12 protein-coding genes are annotated in these 16,210 nt (G+C 45.3%); 7 read left to right on the top strand and 5 right to left on the bottom strand.

Annotation, left to right across the window (positions count from 1 at the left end; translation table 11 throughout):
* Positions 1-486: 486 nt before the first annotated feature.
* The 5 genes from SIO70_RS07075 to SIO70_RS07055 all read right to left on the bottom strand — a co-directional run bounded on the left by SIO70_RS07075 (position 487) and on the right by SIO70_RS07055 (position 8,190).
* A complete protein-coding gene (locus SIO70_RS07075; protein WP_320580243.1) occupies positions 487-1,272 on the bottom strand; it encodes a TIGR00266 family protein in 786 nt (261 codons plus the stop codon).
* 230 nt (positions 1,273-1,502) lie between these two features.
* A complete protein-coding gene (locus SIO70_RS07070; protein WP_320580242.1) occupies positions 1,503-5,042 on the bottom strand; it encodes an efflux RND transporter permease subunit in 3,540 nt (1,179 codons plus the stop codon).
* Between the two features lie 18 nt (positions 5,043-5,060).
* Positions 5,061-6,167, bottom strand: a complete 1,107-nt coding sequence (locus tag SIO70_RS07065) for an efflux RND transporter periplasmic adaptor subunit (protein WP_320580241.1) — start codon at positions 6,165-6,167, stop codon at positions 5,061-5,063.
* A 34-nt stretch (positions 6,168-6,201) separates the two neighbouring features.
* Positions 6,202-7,566 carry a TolC family protein gene (locus tag SIO70_RS07060; RefSeq protein ID WP_320580240.1) on the bottom strand — a complete coding sequence of 455 codons (1,365 nt, stop codon included), beginning with the start codon at positions 7,564-7,566 and terminating at the stop codon, positions 6,202-6,204.
* A gap of 15 nt (positions 7,567-7,581) precedes the next feature.
* The gene (locus tag SIO70_RS07055; protein WP_320580239.1) at positions 7,582-8,190 is read right to left on the bottom strand and encodes a TetR/AcrR family transcriptional regulator; all 609 of its coding nucleotides are present in this window, start codon (positions 8,188-8,190) and stop codon (positions 7,582-7,584) included.
* Between the two features lie 162 nt (positions 8,191-8,352).
* On the opposite strand from SIO70_RS07055, the gene SIO70_RS07050 reads away from it, so the two are divergent.
* From SIO70_RS07050 to SIO70_RS07020, 7 genes are all read left to right on the top strand, one after another.
* On the top strand, positions 8,353-8,976 hold the full coding sequence (locus tag SIO70_RS07050) for a DUF502 domain-containing protein (protein WP_320580238.1): 624 nt from the start codon (positions 8,353-8,355) through the stop codon (positions 8,974-8,976).
* A 2-nt stretch (positions 8,977-8,978) separates the two neighbouring features.
* Complete coding sequence (locus tag SIO70_RS07045) at positions 8,979-9,923, top strand: zinc dependent phospholipase C family protein (protein WP_320580237.1); 945 nt, start codon at positions 8,979-8,981, stop codon at positions 9,921-9,923.
* Between the two features lie 230 nt (positions 9,924-10,153).
* Entirely contained in the window at positions 10,154-11,224 is a 1,071-nt protein-coding gene (gene serC / locus SIO70_RS07040) for a 3-phosphoserine/phosphohydroxythreonine transaminase (RefSeq protein ID WP_320580236.1), read from the top strand.
* Positions 11,225-11,389: 165 nt separating this feature from the next.
* On the top strand, positions 11,390-12,631 hold the full coding sequence (locus SIO70_RS07035; RefSeq protein WP_320580235.1) for a DUF1015 domain-containing protein: 1,242 nt from the start codon (positions 11,390-11,392) through the stop codon (positions 12,629-12,631).
* Positions 12,632-12,688: 57 nt separating this feature from the next.
* Positions 12,689-13,762, top strand: a complete 1,074-nt coding sequence (locus SIO70_RS07030; RefSeq protein ID WP_320580234.1) for a tetratricopeptide repeat protein — start codon at positions 12,689-12,691, stop codon at positions 13,760-13,762.
* 84 nt (positions 13,763-13,846) lie between these two features.
* Complete coding sequence (paaN, locus tag SIO70_RS07025) at positions 13,847-15,505, top strand: phenylacetic acid degradation protein PaaN (RefSeq protein WP_320580233.1); 1,659 nt, start codon at positions 13,847-13,849, stop codon at positions 15,503-15,505.
* A gap of 19 nt (positions 15,506-15,524) precedes the next feature.
* Positions 15,525-16,187 (top strand): YceI family protein, encoded by a 663-nt coding sequence (locus tag SIO70_RS07020; protein WP_320580232.1) that lies wholly within the window; start codon positions 15,525-15,527, stop codon positions 16,185-16,187.
* Positions 16,188-16,210: the final 23 nt, after the last annotated feature.

The following is a 16,210-nucleotide window of genomic DNA, read 5'->3' as shown; positions in this document are numbered from 1 at the left end:
ACAATTATTTTAATAGTCCATAATGCCCGTCACTATCATGCAGGACTCAATACCGCCATGCAATAGCGCCAGTTATTCTAGTATGTATAGTTTGCTAATTTTTCTTTCTGTTAATTGCTAATACTGCTTATCAATAATATCAGTTTATATAAAAATTACCGGTTAGTCAATATTCCTTTCTGTCTGTATAGTATTCCGTTTGATAATCTTGTTTTCAATAAATAAATCTTATGATCATAGGTCTTCTTCTTTAGGAAGGTACCACTTTGTTTCACTGTTAATCAGTAATGACCGGTTTATCAATTTTTTCCTCTGCCAGTTACAACAGTTATTTGACTCTTTGTCTGTTTAATGATGTCAATTCTATAAAATACCTGCTAATAACGGTTATTCAATAAGGCGGTTTTCAAAGATACCAGTTTTTTAATACGTCTGATTATTTCCAGTTATAACAGTTTATTTCTGTTTCAGTTTAATTATTATTTATCAATCTCCATCCAGTAAATTTCCCAATCCGCCCAGTATACTACCTTCTTCTTTTCGGCGAACTGTTCCATATGATATGATCCTGCTTGCTAATCGGCTAATAGGCAACGACTGTACCCATACCTTGCCGGGTCCTCTCAATGTAGCGAAAAATAAACCCTCGCCACCAAATACCATATTCTTTATTCCCCGTACAAATTCAACGTCAAAATCTATTCCTGAAGTATAGGCGACCAGACATCCTGTATCTATTTTTAATACCTGCCCAGGCAGTAATTCTTTCTCTAATACCAACCCTCCTGCGTGCACAAAAGCCATACCATCACCTTCCAGCTTTTCCATGATGAAACCCTCACCTCCAAAGATCCCCGTTCCCAGCTTACGCTGCCACTCTATTCCGATACTCACCCCCTTCGCCGCACATAGGAACGCATCCTTCTGGCAAATCACCTTGCCACCCATCAGGGACAAATCCATGGGGATTATCTTACCCGGGTAAGGTGCCGCAAAACTTACACGTTTCTTTCCATTCCCCACATTCGTAAATGCAGTCATGAAAAGACTCTCCCCAGTCAGCATTCGCTTACCGGCAGACATTAACTTTCCTAAAATACCTTGATTAGACTGTGAACCGTCACCAAACATGGTTTGCATCTGTATCTCCTGGTCCATCATCATAAAACTACCACTCTCGGCCACGGCAGTCTCCTGTGGATCGAGTTCTATTTCGACAATCTGTATTTCTTCACCATAGATACGGTAATCTATTTCATGGTTGCGTCGCATAGCGTTATTGTTACCCGGATTAACAAAAATGGCGCTTAAGGCCCAAAAATAATGATTTGCTGCAGTAGTATTTGTTAAAGTTTGTTAAGATACATAAAAAAGTAGGAATATGGCTAAGTTTAATATAAAAAACCGTCCCGGACGAAACGGGACGGTATCCTGTTAAACCTACAACTGTTACACTGTAATTGTGTACACTTACTTAAAGTTATCTACTACAAGCTCTTCACTTACTTCACTGCTACCCCATTTCCATGTGGCACCTCCTCTTCCTCTTTACCACTGAAGAACCTATATGGCATGTCTGATACATAATCCGGCGCATGCAGTTTTCGCACCGTCTCCTTCTTCATAAACAGTTTCACAAAAACTACAAAGAATGGAATATACTTCAATCCCCTCGGCCATCCTTTATAATCCAGCACATCTATCGACCGCTTATTCATCGCATACATCACCGGCACAAGGACCAGGGTCAGGAATGTAGCAAAGACTAACCCATACACCATGGTCCAGGCCAATGGGCCCCAGAACGCCACATTGTCTCCACCAAAGAAAATATGTGGCTGGAAATGAGAGAACAAGGTTTCAAAGTCTATATTGAATCCCACTGCCAGCGGAATCAAACCAAGGATCGCTGCTATTGCCGTGAGTAACACCGGGGTCATACGGGTTCTGCCCGCTTCTACCACCGCTTCATACACTGGCATATTTTGTTGCACCAACAGATCTGTAAACTCTACGAGTACGATACCATTACGTACTACGATACCCGCCAGCGCCATGATACCTACTCCCGTCATTACGATGGAGATATCCATTCCAAAAACGGAGAACCCAAGGAATACCCCTATGATACTAAACAGGATTTCCATAAAGATGATCAGCGGACGACCAACGGAATTAAACTGCGTTACCATGATCATCAGGATCAATCCAAATGCACCAATCATCGCAAGCATCAGGAAGTTCATTGTCTCTGCCTGATCTTCCTGCTCACCCGTCATCTTTACCTGAATACCTGCCGGCTTTGCAAAATCACTCACTGCTGTTTGTATTTGCTGTACTACTTCGTTCGTATTATAACCGTTGAGTACATTTGAATACAATGTCACCACACGCTTCTGATCTATACGCTTGATACTTGCATAAGTATTGGAGTAATGAATATTTGCCACTGCACTCAGCGGCACCTGCCTGATCATACCTCCCATATTCATATCCCTATATACCAAGTTCAGGTTCATGAGTGTGTTGATATTGTTACGCTGCGTTTCCCTGAACCGGACCATGATCGGATAATCATCTTCCGGATCCCTGAACTTAGAGGCTTCATATCCATACAAAGCAGTGCGCAATGCCATACCAATAGTTGTGGTGGAAATACCTTCCCTGTTTGCACGCTCACGATCTATATCCACCACAATTTCAGGTTTGTTGCTCTGAAAGTCTGAACGCAATTCCTCTACGCCACCGATCTCCAGTGAATCAAGGTAACGCTTCAGTTTAGTGGCTGTAGATGTCAGTTCTTCAAATTCATCACCAGCTATTTCGATGTTGATGGGCTTTCCTGTTGGCGGACCGCCCTGCTCCTGCTCTACTGTAATGTCTGTACCCGGTATACCTTTTACAGCCTGCCTGATCTTATCAAGATATTGTTTGGTATCATGACCATCACGCTTTCCAAACTCCACAAATGCAACTGTCACTTTACCTTTATGAGGCTGCGTACTCAAATCCGTCTGCGATGGATCACCCGCCCCCACTGCTACGTTGGAGATGATAGATTCTACTATCGGATTGTTCGCACCCACAACTTTTGTGATCCTGTCTTCTACAATGTGTGTGATGCTATCAGTGTACTTCTGATCTGTACCCATTGGCAACTCTATATAAGCATAGATGAAGTTAGGATCTGCCTGCGGGAAGAATACTACTTTCGGATTCCTGATGGCCGTGAGCATAATGCTGAATATGAGCAAACCAAATGTGCCGATCAATATCCATATTGGTCTCCATCCAATAAGGCACCATTGTAATATACGCTTGTAACGCTCCTGTACCTTTGGCCAGAAATTGCTCTGGAAGCGGCGTGCCACACCCCCCAAATAAAATTTCTCCAATAGTATGAGCAGGAATAAAAAGATGACAAAGTTACCCAGTCCCACACTGCCATTTGCATATCCTATCAGCGCAATTACACCAAACACGATCGCCATGTAAGTGAACTTTCTATTCCATACAGGCTTTGGATGGTTTTCTCCTTCATGCCTGTCCATAAAATCCACGGCAAACACAGGATTGATAATATAAGCTACTACCAGCGATGCCCCGAGTGTCGTAATCAACGTCAATGGCAGGAAGAACATAAACTTACCGATGATACCCGGCCAGAACAGCAAGGGCACGAATGGCGCCAACACCGTCAGTGTACCTGAAAATACCGGTAGAAACACCTCCCCTGCCGCTATCTTAGCCGCCTTCACTATTCCGAGGTCTTTGCGTTCATAGAAGATACGATGCACGTTTTCTATCACCACGATCGCATCGTCCACCACAATCCCCAATGCCAGCAGGAACGAGAACAACACCATCATATTCAGTGTGAAATGATAAGCCGGCAATATCAGGAAGGCGATGAACATTGAGATCGGTACAGACATGGCCACGAAGATCGCATTCACCGCTCCCATGAAGAACATGAGAATCACCGTCACCAGCAGGAATCCGATGATGATGGTATTGATCAGGTCATGTAGTGTTACACGCGTAGCGTTTGACTGATCGCCCGTGATCACTACATTCAATCCTTTAGGGAGATAATCTTTTTTCATGTCCTCTATGATCACCCTGATCTTGTCAGAAGCATCGATCAGGTTCTTGCCACTCTGCTTGATCACGTTCAACGTGATCACATTCTTACCGCCCAGACGCGCATAGCTTTCCTGCTCCTCAAATCCATCTACCACATCGGCAATATCACGCAGGTATACGGTTGAGCCAGATGCACTGCGGATTATGATATTGCGCAATTTAGTGGGATCTTTATATTCACCCTTTACACTCAGTGTACGCTTTTGTCCATCCATGGACACCTGACCGCCAGAGATGGTTCTGTTTTCAGCAGCCACCGCATTAGCTATATCATCAAAACTCACCTGTGCTGCATCCATCTTGTATTTATCTACATTGATCTGGATTTCACGATCAAGTGCACCCACGATATCTACACGGGTGATCTCGTTCAGCGCTTCGATCCTATCCTGCATTTCATCTGCATACTTCTTCAGTGATTGCAGATCGAAATCACCAGACAGGTTGATGTTCATTATAGGGATCTGCGATACATCGATCTTGATGATCTGCGGTTCCTGTGTAAGATTATTCGGCAGGTCTTTCTTCGCATCGTCTACTTTCTCTCTCACTTCCTGACGTGCCGATTCCATGTTCTCTCCTGCTTCGAACTCAATAGTGATTGCAGAGTAATCCTGCATACTTGTACTCTTGATAGATTTGACACCAGACAGACCACCCAGCTGCTTTTCAATGGGCTTGGTCACGAGTGTTTCCATATCTTCAGGAGATGTACCACTATTGATAGTACTGATATAAAACTGAGGAAACACAACCTCCGGATATTGCTCCTTCGGTAGATTTTGATAGGATAGTATACCTGCTATGGCTATGATAATAGTAGCGACATACACGCTCACTTTATTATCAATGGCCCAGCTGGTAGGCTTAAATTCTTTATTCAGATTATCTTGCATACAACAGTATTTTTAAGATCATAACTGGATCAGGTCATTGTCATTCAATCCCTGATAACCTGTTGTTACTACATTATCTCCTGCCTGTAATCCGCTTTTGATTTCAGCTTTGTCATTGTAGGTGCGACCTACTTCCACTTCTCTTCTTTTTGCAATCCACCCATCTTTGGATTTCTCAGCGACGATTACATAAGATTTACCCAATGCATACTGGATGATATTAACAGGTATCACCAGTGCATGAGGTGTAGCATAGTCTATGATCTTGATCTGTGCAATCATGTTTGGTCTCAATGCAGGATCGCTGGTTAGCGGCACTTCTACTTTGATAGTACGGCTTACAGGATCGATAGTTCTGGCCGCAAATCCGATTTTAGTACGGATCTGTTTGTCGATATCCGGGAATCTTACTACTACCTGATCACCTGTTTTTACCACGCCGGCGTAAGCTTCTGCAACATTGGCCAGTACACGTAAGTTCACATTGTTCACCACTCTGAATGAAGTGGAACCCGGTGCTGCATTGTCGCCCAGTTTGGAAACCACCGCATCGATAGTACCAGTGATAGGAGATATGATCTTAGCCTGAGAGAGTTGATCATTCAGGGTAGCCATTTTCCGTTCCAGTGATTCTTTCTGGTTTTTGGCATTGAGGTATTGTACTTCAGAGCCAATCTGCTGTTTCCAGAGGTTCTGTTGTTTTTCGTAGAGTGTAGTGGCCAGGTCCAGCTGGGTGCGGAGTTCCGCCACATTGGCTCTCAGTATCTGATCGTCTACCTGTGCCAGTGTCTGACCTTTGGATACGTTCTGTCCTTCTTTTACATAAATGGCGGTGATCACACCTGGTACTTTGGAACTGACATTCACATTTTCACGTGCATCTACAGCGCCCTGTATATCTATATAATGTTCGAATACGGAGTCCTTTACAGCAGTGACGATCACTGCCTTCATCTTTTTGTCGGCAGTATCCGTTTTATTCACTTGTTTTTCCAGCTGTGCAATCTCTTTTTTCAGGTCCGCTTCCTGTTGTTTCAGCTTGTTGAGTTTTTCTTCAGCTGTAGGTTGACCGCATGCCATGAAGACGAGCAGGAACAGTAATGCGGAGTGATGTTTGTAAGACATATAGAATGAATTAGAATGAGAAATAATGCAGCAACTACAACTTGCCATACGCTTTCAGGTAATCGATCCTGGATACACTTGCGTTGTAGAGTGCTGTGAAATAATTGTTCTGGGCAGTGAGCAGGTCATTCTCCGCATTACTCATTTCCACGCTGGAACCTACGCCCTCCTTGTATTTGATCTGTGTGGTATTATATACTTCCTGTGCCAGTTGCATATTGCTTTCCTGGGCTTCGAGCGCTACGATGTTGTTGCGCAGGTTGGAAGTAGATTGTGCTTGTTCCAGATCGATACCGAGTTTTGCATCTTCTATGCTCACTTCTGTTTTCTTTACCTGCAGAAAAGCCTGGTCTACCTTGCGTTTGCGCTGGAAGCCGGTGAAAATATTGAAGCTCAGGTTCACACCATAGCCTACATAGCCGTACCACGTTTGCTTATCAAAGTAGTTGAACACATCGCTCGCGCGGCTCACACCACCTGTACCAAAGAGAGAGAGTATTGGCAGGGCATTGTATTTATAGCGCTTGAGATCGTATTCGTATGCTTTCTTTTGTGATTCCAGTAACTGGTATTCTATACGCTGGGAGTAGTCGAACTTTTCTACGGCTACTGCTGATTTTATTTCTGCTATAGAGAGCGTGTCGGTAAGTGTCAGCTCCTGCTGCATGGGCATGCCCATGGAATATTTGAGGGCAGCCAGGCCTACTTCGGAAAGGTTCTGTAATTTGGTCTCTTCCGTGCGAAGGTTGGTTACCTGTACGACAAGCCTGTCTACATCCAGTTTTTCCACGAGACCGTTCTTGTAGGTTTCTCTTGTTTCTCCAAGCAGTTTTTCAAGTGTGGTGAGGTTGCCCCTGAGTATGGTCAGGGCTTTACGTGCGGAAAGCACGTTGTAATAAGATTTGTAAACATTCACTTTGACATCGATCTCTGCTTTCTGTACCCCCCTGTGGGAGAGTTCTTCCAGGGTTTTGCGGGCCTGTAGGGCGACGAGTACACTGGGATCGAAGAGTACCTGGTTAAATTTCACTTCGCCGAGCACGTTGAATTTGAGGCCAAAAGCGAATGGTACGAGGGTACCTTTGGGCACAGTGTCGGAAAAGTTGGAAGCATCGATCAGCTGTTTCTGGACGATTGGATTGTGCTGGAAGGAGCCTGCGCCGCTCAATTGTGGCAGGGCCATTCCGCTGACTTCTTTGTTTTTCGCCAGCTGGATGAGTTCATCCAGTTTTGCGTTTCGCACAGTGGCCTGGTTAGCCAGGGCATAGTCAACCGCTTCTTTCGCAGTGAGCGACATGGGCGCTAACGGCGTATTGGCGGGAGACTGGGCCATTCCCGTGTGAAAGATCAGCAGCAGTAAGGCTCCTATCCATCCTGTCCGCTTTTTGTTCGCTTGCATATAGGTCATTTGGTTTTACGATAGTTGTGGTTTATAGGCTTCAATCCTTTGAAATCCCTTACTGGAAACAAGTCCATAGAGAAAATGTTCCAATAAAATGCGTTGTACTTTACTCATTTCGTACAACCCGGGTGCGAATACATCTGGTTGAAAACAGAGCATGGCAGTAGCCAGGCGATACCTGGTGAGTACATCCACATCCAGGTCAGCGCGATAGAGCCCTTCCCGGATACCCCTCTGCAGGTTTTCGCGGATGATGCTTTGCATGCTGGTATCTCTGTAAGAGAGGAAGGCCTGGTAGGCGGTGGAGTGATATCTTTGCAGGTCGAGGAGGACAAATGGCTTCATGTTCCTGAACTGTTTGTCCAGCATTTCCATGACGAGGAATAGCTCATCTATTGCATTGACGGCCTGGATTTGGTTTGCTTTGCAGTCGGCGTCTACCGCGTGGAGGAAGCGCGTAATCGCATGGGTGACCAATTCGTCTTTGTCGGCGAAATGGGCGTAAAGGGTCTTTTTGGAGACACCCATTTTCTGGGCAATGTCATCCATAGTAATAGATCTGGTGCCGAATTGGCTGAACAGATTGAAGGCGGTATCCAGAATACGTGATTGTATTTCCATTGGATAGTGTATTTGGAGCCAGAATTAGGTTAACCTAAAACTATGGAAACTTTTTAAACTTTTAAAGTTTCCAGAAGGATTTTATTTAATGTAGATAAGTTGAAGTTAAAAAACACATTGCCCCTTTATATAGTACCTTTGCCCCAGTTTACAACAACTATTATGTCTCCAAGAATCCGTCTTAAAGTTCTGGCATCGAAGATATTAAGGTATTTCTTCCAGGGTCTGCTGATCCTGGCACCTATCGGTGTGACCGCCTTTACTTTGTATTACCTGTTTGTAACCATCGACAACATCTTCCCGAAGGATCTTATCTCTCAGGAGGCTCCTTTTAGCTACCTCCGGTTCAAGGGGGTGGGTTTTGCGCTGGTATTACTCCTGGTTGTGACAGTAGGTTACCTGAGTTCTTCCTTTATTCTGGGAAGGATCTTCGCCCTATTTGACGGCATCCTGGAAAAGACACCTTTCATCAAATATATTTACTCATCTGTCAAAGACGTTTTCGACGCCTTTGTAGGGGAAAAGAAGAAGTTCGATCATCCTGTACTTGTCCAGATCTATGGTGTGGACGTATGGGAAATGGGCTTCATCACCCAGCCGGACGTAACCATCCTGGGCCTGGAAGGCTACATGGCGGTTTACGTGCCACATGCTTACGCCATCACGGGTAAAGTATTCATGGTGCCTGCTAAAAAGGTAAAACCCCTTACGAATATTTCTGCAGGGGAAGCGATGAAGTTTGCCGTGAGTGGTGGGGTGACCTCCCTGGAACACCACCATAAATAATCATGTTTTTTAAAAGACTGTTTTCCATTGTTGTTTGCATCCTCCTCCCATTCACTTCTGTGGGCTGGGGGTTCTTTGCCCATCAGCGTATCAATGAGCTGGCGGTATTCTCTCTGCCACCCGCCATGCTCGCACTCTACAAGCCGCAGCAGGCCTACCTGAAAGCGCATGCTACAGATGCTGATAAAAGAAGATATATCGTAGCTGCCGAAGGCCCCCGCCATTACATAGATATTGATCATTATGGCCCACCACCTTACGATTGGATACCCCGTAGCTGGCAGGCCGCCCTGCTACAGTTTGGGGAAGATAGCCTGCTACAATATGGGATTGTACCCTGGTACATTCCGCTCATGATGGCACGCCTATCCAAAGCCTTCCAGGAAAAAGACCCTGACAAAATACTCCGGCTCAGCGCTGACCTGGGCCATTATGTGGCAGATGCACATGTGCCCCTGCATGCCTGTTCTAATCACAACGGTCAGTTCACCGGGCAGGAAGGTATTCATGGTTTATGGGAATCCCGCATCCCCGAACTGCTGGCGGATGGCAGTTTCAACTACTGGTGTGGAAAGGCCGTTTATATCCGTGATGTACCAACCTTTATATGGCAGGTAGTGAGTAGTAGTGCCAGCGCTGCAGACACTGTATTAAAACAGGAAAAAACCCTGAGTCAACGTACACCGCCAGACACAAAATATGCTTATGAAAACAGGAAAGGAAAACTGGTACGTACTTACGCTACTTCCTATACGAAAGCGTATCAGCAATTGCTGGGCAATATGGTAGAAAGGCGTATGCGGGCAGCCATTCATGCGGTGGCCAGTTGCTGGTATACTGCCTGGGTCGATGCTGGCCAGCCACCACTCAATAATATTAACAAAAAACTGAAAGAATATACGCCCCTGCCAGATACAGGCAAAATGATCGGTCGTGTGGAGGAATAGCTGGCATACGCTTTGTGCAAAAAAGAAAACTGAGTACCCAAGGGCTTTTCAATTAATTTCGATTTTAAAAAAATATAAATTATCTTTGTTAATACTATCTTTTTAGCCTTATCCTACACAACATCAGCATCTGATTTGAAATGCCATTATCTATTTTTTAATCCATTCCTCTGACAAAACCAAGAAGCAAAGTGGAACAAGCTAACAATTTATTTAATTTAGATCGACCTATGAAGGTGCACAATTTTAACGCGGGACCTTCCGTATTACCAAATGAGGTTCTGTACAAGGCTAGTAAAGCTTTGATTGACTTTGAGGGGTCAGGAATGTCCATATTGGAAATAGGGCACAGGACTCCACTGTTTCAGGCTGTAATTGATGAGGCACGTAATCTCGTACGCGAACTGATGCAACTGGAAGACGACTTCGAAGTACTCTACCTTCATGGTGGTGCTACGCAGCAATTCCTGCAGGTTCCGATGAACTTACTTGAAAACGATGGAACGGCATCTTACATAGATACCGGAGTATGGAGCAATAAGGCGATTAAAGAAGCAAAGCAGTTTGGTTTCGTAGACGTAGCTGGTAGTTCAAAAGAAAGTAACTACACTTACATTCCCAAACAATTTAATGTTTCCCCAAAATCAACTTACCTGCATATCACAACCAACAATACCATCTATGGTACGCAATGGCAGCACATTCCAGAGACAGAAGTGCCTCTGATTGGCGACATGAGCAGTGATATCCTGAGCAGACAAATGGACTTCAATAAGTTCTCCCTCATCTATGCCGGTGTACAGAAAAACATGGGCGCCGCTGGCGTAACTATGGTAGCTGTGCGCAAGAGTATTCTTGGTAAGGTAACCCGCAAGCTTCCAACGATATTGGATTATCGTAATCACATTGAGAATGGATCAATGTTGAACACCCCTCCCGTATTTTCAATTTACATTTCCATGCTCACACTACGCTGGTTGAGAGACCAGGGCGGTGCTGCAGGAATTGAAAAATTAAATGAGAAGAAAGCAGCGTTTCTGTATGATGAAATCGATCACAACCCGTTATTCCGTGGTACTGTGGCGAAGGAAGACCGTAGCCGCATGAACGTTTGCTTTATCATGGATAAACCTGAACTGGAAGATGAGTTCCTGAAATTTACAAAGAAGGAAGACATCGTAGGTATCAAAGGTCACCGCAGTGTAGGTGGTTTCCGTGCTTCTCTTTACAATGCATTGCCATATGAAAGTGTGGAAGTGCTGGTAGAGGCGATGAAATATTTTAGCCTGAAGAAAGCGTAATCTTACTTACTATAAAAGCAAAAAGCTCTCACCTGCGGTGGGAGCTTTTTGCTTTCAGGTCAACGCCTGAAGTGGGCATTTTTCATGCAAACACCATTGTGGCCTTGTATTTGCTCATCTGCCTATTTGCAGTTACATTTACCTGACTAACAATTACCTTTCAATATGGCAATCATCAGACCGTTCAAAGGATTAAGACCCACACCCGCACTGGCTGAAAAAGTTGCAGCCAGACCATACGATGTGTTAAGCGCTCCAGAAGCTAAGTTAGAAGCCGCCGGCAACCCCTACTCTTTTTACCACGTTTCAAAATCAGAAATCGACTTGCCAGATGGCACCGACGTATATAGCCAGTCTGTATATGATAAAGCTGCAGAAAACCTGCAACGCTTTATCAAAGATGGCACCCTCTTCCAGGACGACGCCCCCGCCTATTACATCTACCGCCTGATCATGAATGGCCGCAGTCAGACAGGTCTTGTCTGTATCTCGTCTATCTCCGATTACAATAGCGGGATTATCAAAAAACACGAATTCACCCGTCCTGACAAAGAGAAGGACAGGATCAACAATATCAAAACTACCAACGCACAAACAGGCAATGTATTCCTTGCCTACAATGATGTTCCTGCCATCAATTCACTCATTGATCAATGGACAGCGCATCATGCTCCTGCGTACGACTTCACAGCTGCCGACGGCATTCAACACACCCTCTGGGTGGTGGATGACAAAGCCACCAACGACGAGATCACTGCGCTCTTCGAAACCAAAGTACCACATACATACATCGCAGATGGGCATCATCGTGCCGCATCCGCATCCCTGGTACAAAAGGAATTGGAAGAACAACAACGCATTGGCCTCGATGATCCGGCCAATTATTTCCTGACCACCATCTTCCCCGCCAGCCAACTGGTGATCCTTGATTACAACAGAGTCGTCAAAGACCTGAACGGCCTGAGCAAAGAAGATCTGCTCTCCAAACTGGAATACGACTTTGTAGTAGAACCCATCGGTCACCTGCCACAAGCCCCTTCTATGCTCCATGAATTCAGTATGTACCTGGATGGCAGCTGGTATCGCCTGGTCGCACAGGAAGGCACCTTTAGCTATGATCCCATTGGAATACTGGATGTCACCATCCTCTCCAACAACTTGCTGGATAAACTGCTCGGTATAAAAGACCAACGCACTGACAAACGTATCGACTTCGTAGGCGGCATCCGGGGATTACAGGAACTGGTGAAACGCGTAGATAGCGGAGAATACAAAGTTGCTTTTGCGCTGTACCCGGTCACCATTCAACAATTATTTGACATTGCAGATAGTGGTAATGTAATGCCTCCTAAAAGTACCTGGTTCGAACCCAAATTAAGAGACGGACTCGTATCCCATGTGCTATAAGCAGGTTTGGCATATTTTTTACCTATTTTTACACCAAACGAAAGATCAAGGATGTACATGAGGGCTTCTTTATTGAAAATAGCTATATGTATTGGCTTCTTTTTCGCGACCTTACCGGTTTTCGCACAGGATGCCAACGAATTATTTAACACCGCCACCGGCTTCCTCCGCAGCGGAGATTATTCCAATGCCATATTGGTACTGAACCAGGCCATTACCATGGACCCTGACAATACCCAATATAAAAAGCAACTGGGATTTGCCTATTTCCTTCAGGGCAATATGAGCAAAGCCAAAAGCACCATCGAACCACTGCTGAGTAAAAAGGACGCTGATCCACAACTCTACCAGATAGCCGGTAATATTTACCAGGCAAACCAGGAATGGAAAACAGCCCAGAAATTGTACGAAAAAGGACTGAAGCGCTTCCCTGAAAGCGGAGAACTATATAATGACAACGGACAACTGCTGATGTTCCTGAAAGTATATGAAGGTGGTATGGCCAACTGGCTGAAAGGGATTGAAAAAGATCCTACTTTCCCCGGCAACTACTACAATGCCTGCAGGGCGTATTCTTACGTAAAAGATCCTTCCTGGATCATCATTTACGGTGAGATCTTTATCAACCTGGAGAGCTATACAGACCGCACAGCTGAGGTACGTACCATGCTGATAGATGCGTATAAAAAATTATACAACGATCCATCCCTCATGACCCAGGCCCTCGAGGATATGGAAAATGAGCGGAAGAGCAAAAAGCACTCAGCCTCCGAATTTGCTGACAGCTATAAAGCCTCTATGGGCAAACAGACATCCGTAGTCATGACAGGTATTGACCCTGAGACCCTGGTGATGGTAAGGACCCGTTTCCTGCTGGACTGGTTCAATTTCTCAGGTGTAAAGTTCCCCTACGCATTATTTGACTACCAGCGCAGCCTGCTGAAAGAAGGTTTATTCGACGCTTACACCCAGTGGATCTTTGGTCCCGTGAGCAACCAATCTGCTTTCAAAGCCTGGACAAATATGCATAAAGCTGAATACGACGCGTTTTTACAATACCAGCGCAGCCATCCCCTGAAGGTGAGGGCTGATGAGTACTATAACGATAACCGTTTCTCATTGGCAAGATGATGACTGAAGGATGGTAAAGAGATCAACCGGGGCTTGTGTGGGCACAAGCCCCGGCATGAAAAGCTAATTATTCAAATTCCACATATGCTTACCATCAAACACCAAAACACGATTGACAAAGCCGTGAAGGCTAATCACGAGCGTGCATTCTACTCGCAATATCCTGAGCACCCCAAAGCTTATGGCGAGCAAGCCCCCGAAGAAGGTCACAACAGGTACAAGGCACAACTCAACACCCCTTTTTCACAACTTTTACAAACCGGTGAATCCGGATGGGCAGGTGAGGAAGTATCTCCATATACCATGGAACCACTTGGTATTACCTATCCCCTCTTCACTGCGGACGATCTTGTAGAAAAAGCTGTTGCCGCGGCTCCCCAATGGCGCAATACAACTGTTGACATCCGGGCCGATATCCTGGTAGAAACCCTGGAGCGTATACAGACGTATTTTTTTGACATCGCCTACGCCACCCAGCATACCACCGGGCAGAGCTTTATGATGAGCTTTCAGGCATCCGGACCACATGCAAATGACCGCGCACTGGAAGCAATTGCCATGGGCTACCATGAACTGAACCGCTACCCTGCCGAACAGTTGTGGGAAAAACCTATGGGGAAATTCGCCCTCCAACTCAAAAAGAATTTCAGGGCTATGCCCAAAGGGCCGGGGCTTGTAATCGGTTGCTCTACATTCCCGGTATGGAATTCGCTACCTGGAATATATGCAGACCTGGTAACAGGTAACCCTGTGATCGTGAAACCTCACCCCAGGGCCATTCTGCCTATCGCGATTGCGATAAGTGCTATCCAACAGGTGTTGCAGGAGAAAGGCTTTAGCCCTAACCTGTGCCAACTGGCCACCGATACCACCGCAGCGCCGATCACTAAAACTTTGTGTGAACATCCTGGTATTAAACTGATTGATTATACAGGGGGCAGCCAGTTTGGGAACTATGTAGAATCCCTGTCCGGTAAAACTGTTTTTACTGAAAAAGCAGGCGTCAACTCTGTAATCCTGGATAGCGTAGCTGATATAGACGCGGTGATGCAGAATCTGGCATTCTCCGTCTCCCTGTACTCCGGGCAGATGTGTACCGCGCCACAGAACTTCTTCATACCTGCGGGAGGCGTACAAACCCCTAACGGCACACTTTCTTTTGATGACGTAGTAGAGAAATTCAAAAATGCGGTGACCGCCCTTGTCAGCAATCCTAAAATGGGCGCCGGTACCCTGGGTGCATTACAGAACGATACAACCCTGCAGCGGGCACACAACGCCGGTAAACTGGGTGCGAAGGTAGTACTGGAAGGCCAGCCACTGGTAAACGAGGAGTTTGCACACGCCAGGGGCTTTACACCTGCCATCCTGCAGGTGGAAAGTACTGACAAACACATTTTTGAGCAGGAATTATTTGGCCCGGTTTTGTTATTAGTAAAAACAAAAGATACGGACGAGTCTATTCAACTGGCCCGTCAGATGGCAGAACAACATGGGGCGATTACCTGTGCAGCATATGCCATAAACCCGGACACAAAGGAAAAGATCACGGAAGCGATGAACAGCGTATTCACCCCGGTTTCTTTCAATTTAACCGGCTTTATCTGGGTGAACCAACATGCAGCTTTCTCTGATTTTCATGTGACCGGCGGCAACCCTGCCGGAAATGCAAGCTTTACTAACCCGGAATTTATTCTCAGACGCTTTGTCTGGGTGGGCAACCGGGAAATAGCTGGCAGCTGAGATGAGAATAATGTAGTTTATGAAATATATAGTTCCAATCATTTTGCTAACGTTCATGGCAGCCTGTGAGCAGGCGCCAAAGGCCGACAAAGCAACGATACAAGATGCCCAGTCCGTAAAGGAAGGAGAAGGGAGGTCATATCATGTAGATACTACAGTAAGTGTGGTACAATTCATCGGTACAAAGCCTACGGGTAAACATACCGGCATTTTCAGACTGCTGGAAAGCAAATTGTACGTGCAGGATACACTGGTTACCGGTGGTAGTATTAAGATCAATATGAGTACACTGGAAGATAAAGATCTGGCACCTACTGATTCCATGCTGCAACATAAGCTGGAAGCAGAGCTGAAAGGACCTATGTTCTTTGATATTGAGAAATACCCGGTGGCAATTTTTGAGATTACAGGTGTGAGCAATTTTAAACCTTCTGTAGGGAAAGAGGTATTGATGAAAGATGCGAACTATACGGTGCAGGGAAATCTGACAATCAAGGATTCAACAAAGAACATTTCATTTCCCGCCTTTATTACAAGAGAAAAAGGTGTGATCAGGGCGGAAGCGAATTTTAATATTGACAGAACACTGTGGGGCATGACTTATAGATCAGATCAGTCCATGCAGGATAAGTTGATTAATTCGCAGGTGAATATCCAGTTTAAACTCGTCGCAAAACAATAGAAAAAAGCGCTTCTGCCACAAAG

It is taken from the genome of Chitinophaga sancti (genome assembly GCF_034087045.1).
GTDB classification, from domain to species: domain Bacteria; phylum Bacteroidota; class Bacteroidia; order Chitinophagales; family Chitinophagaceae; genus Chitinophaga; species Chitinophaga sancti_B.
The sequence above is the reverse complement of the archived record's forward strand: the minus strand, read 5'-3'. Positions and strand labels throughout refer to the sequence as shown.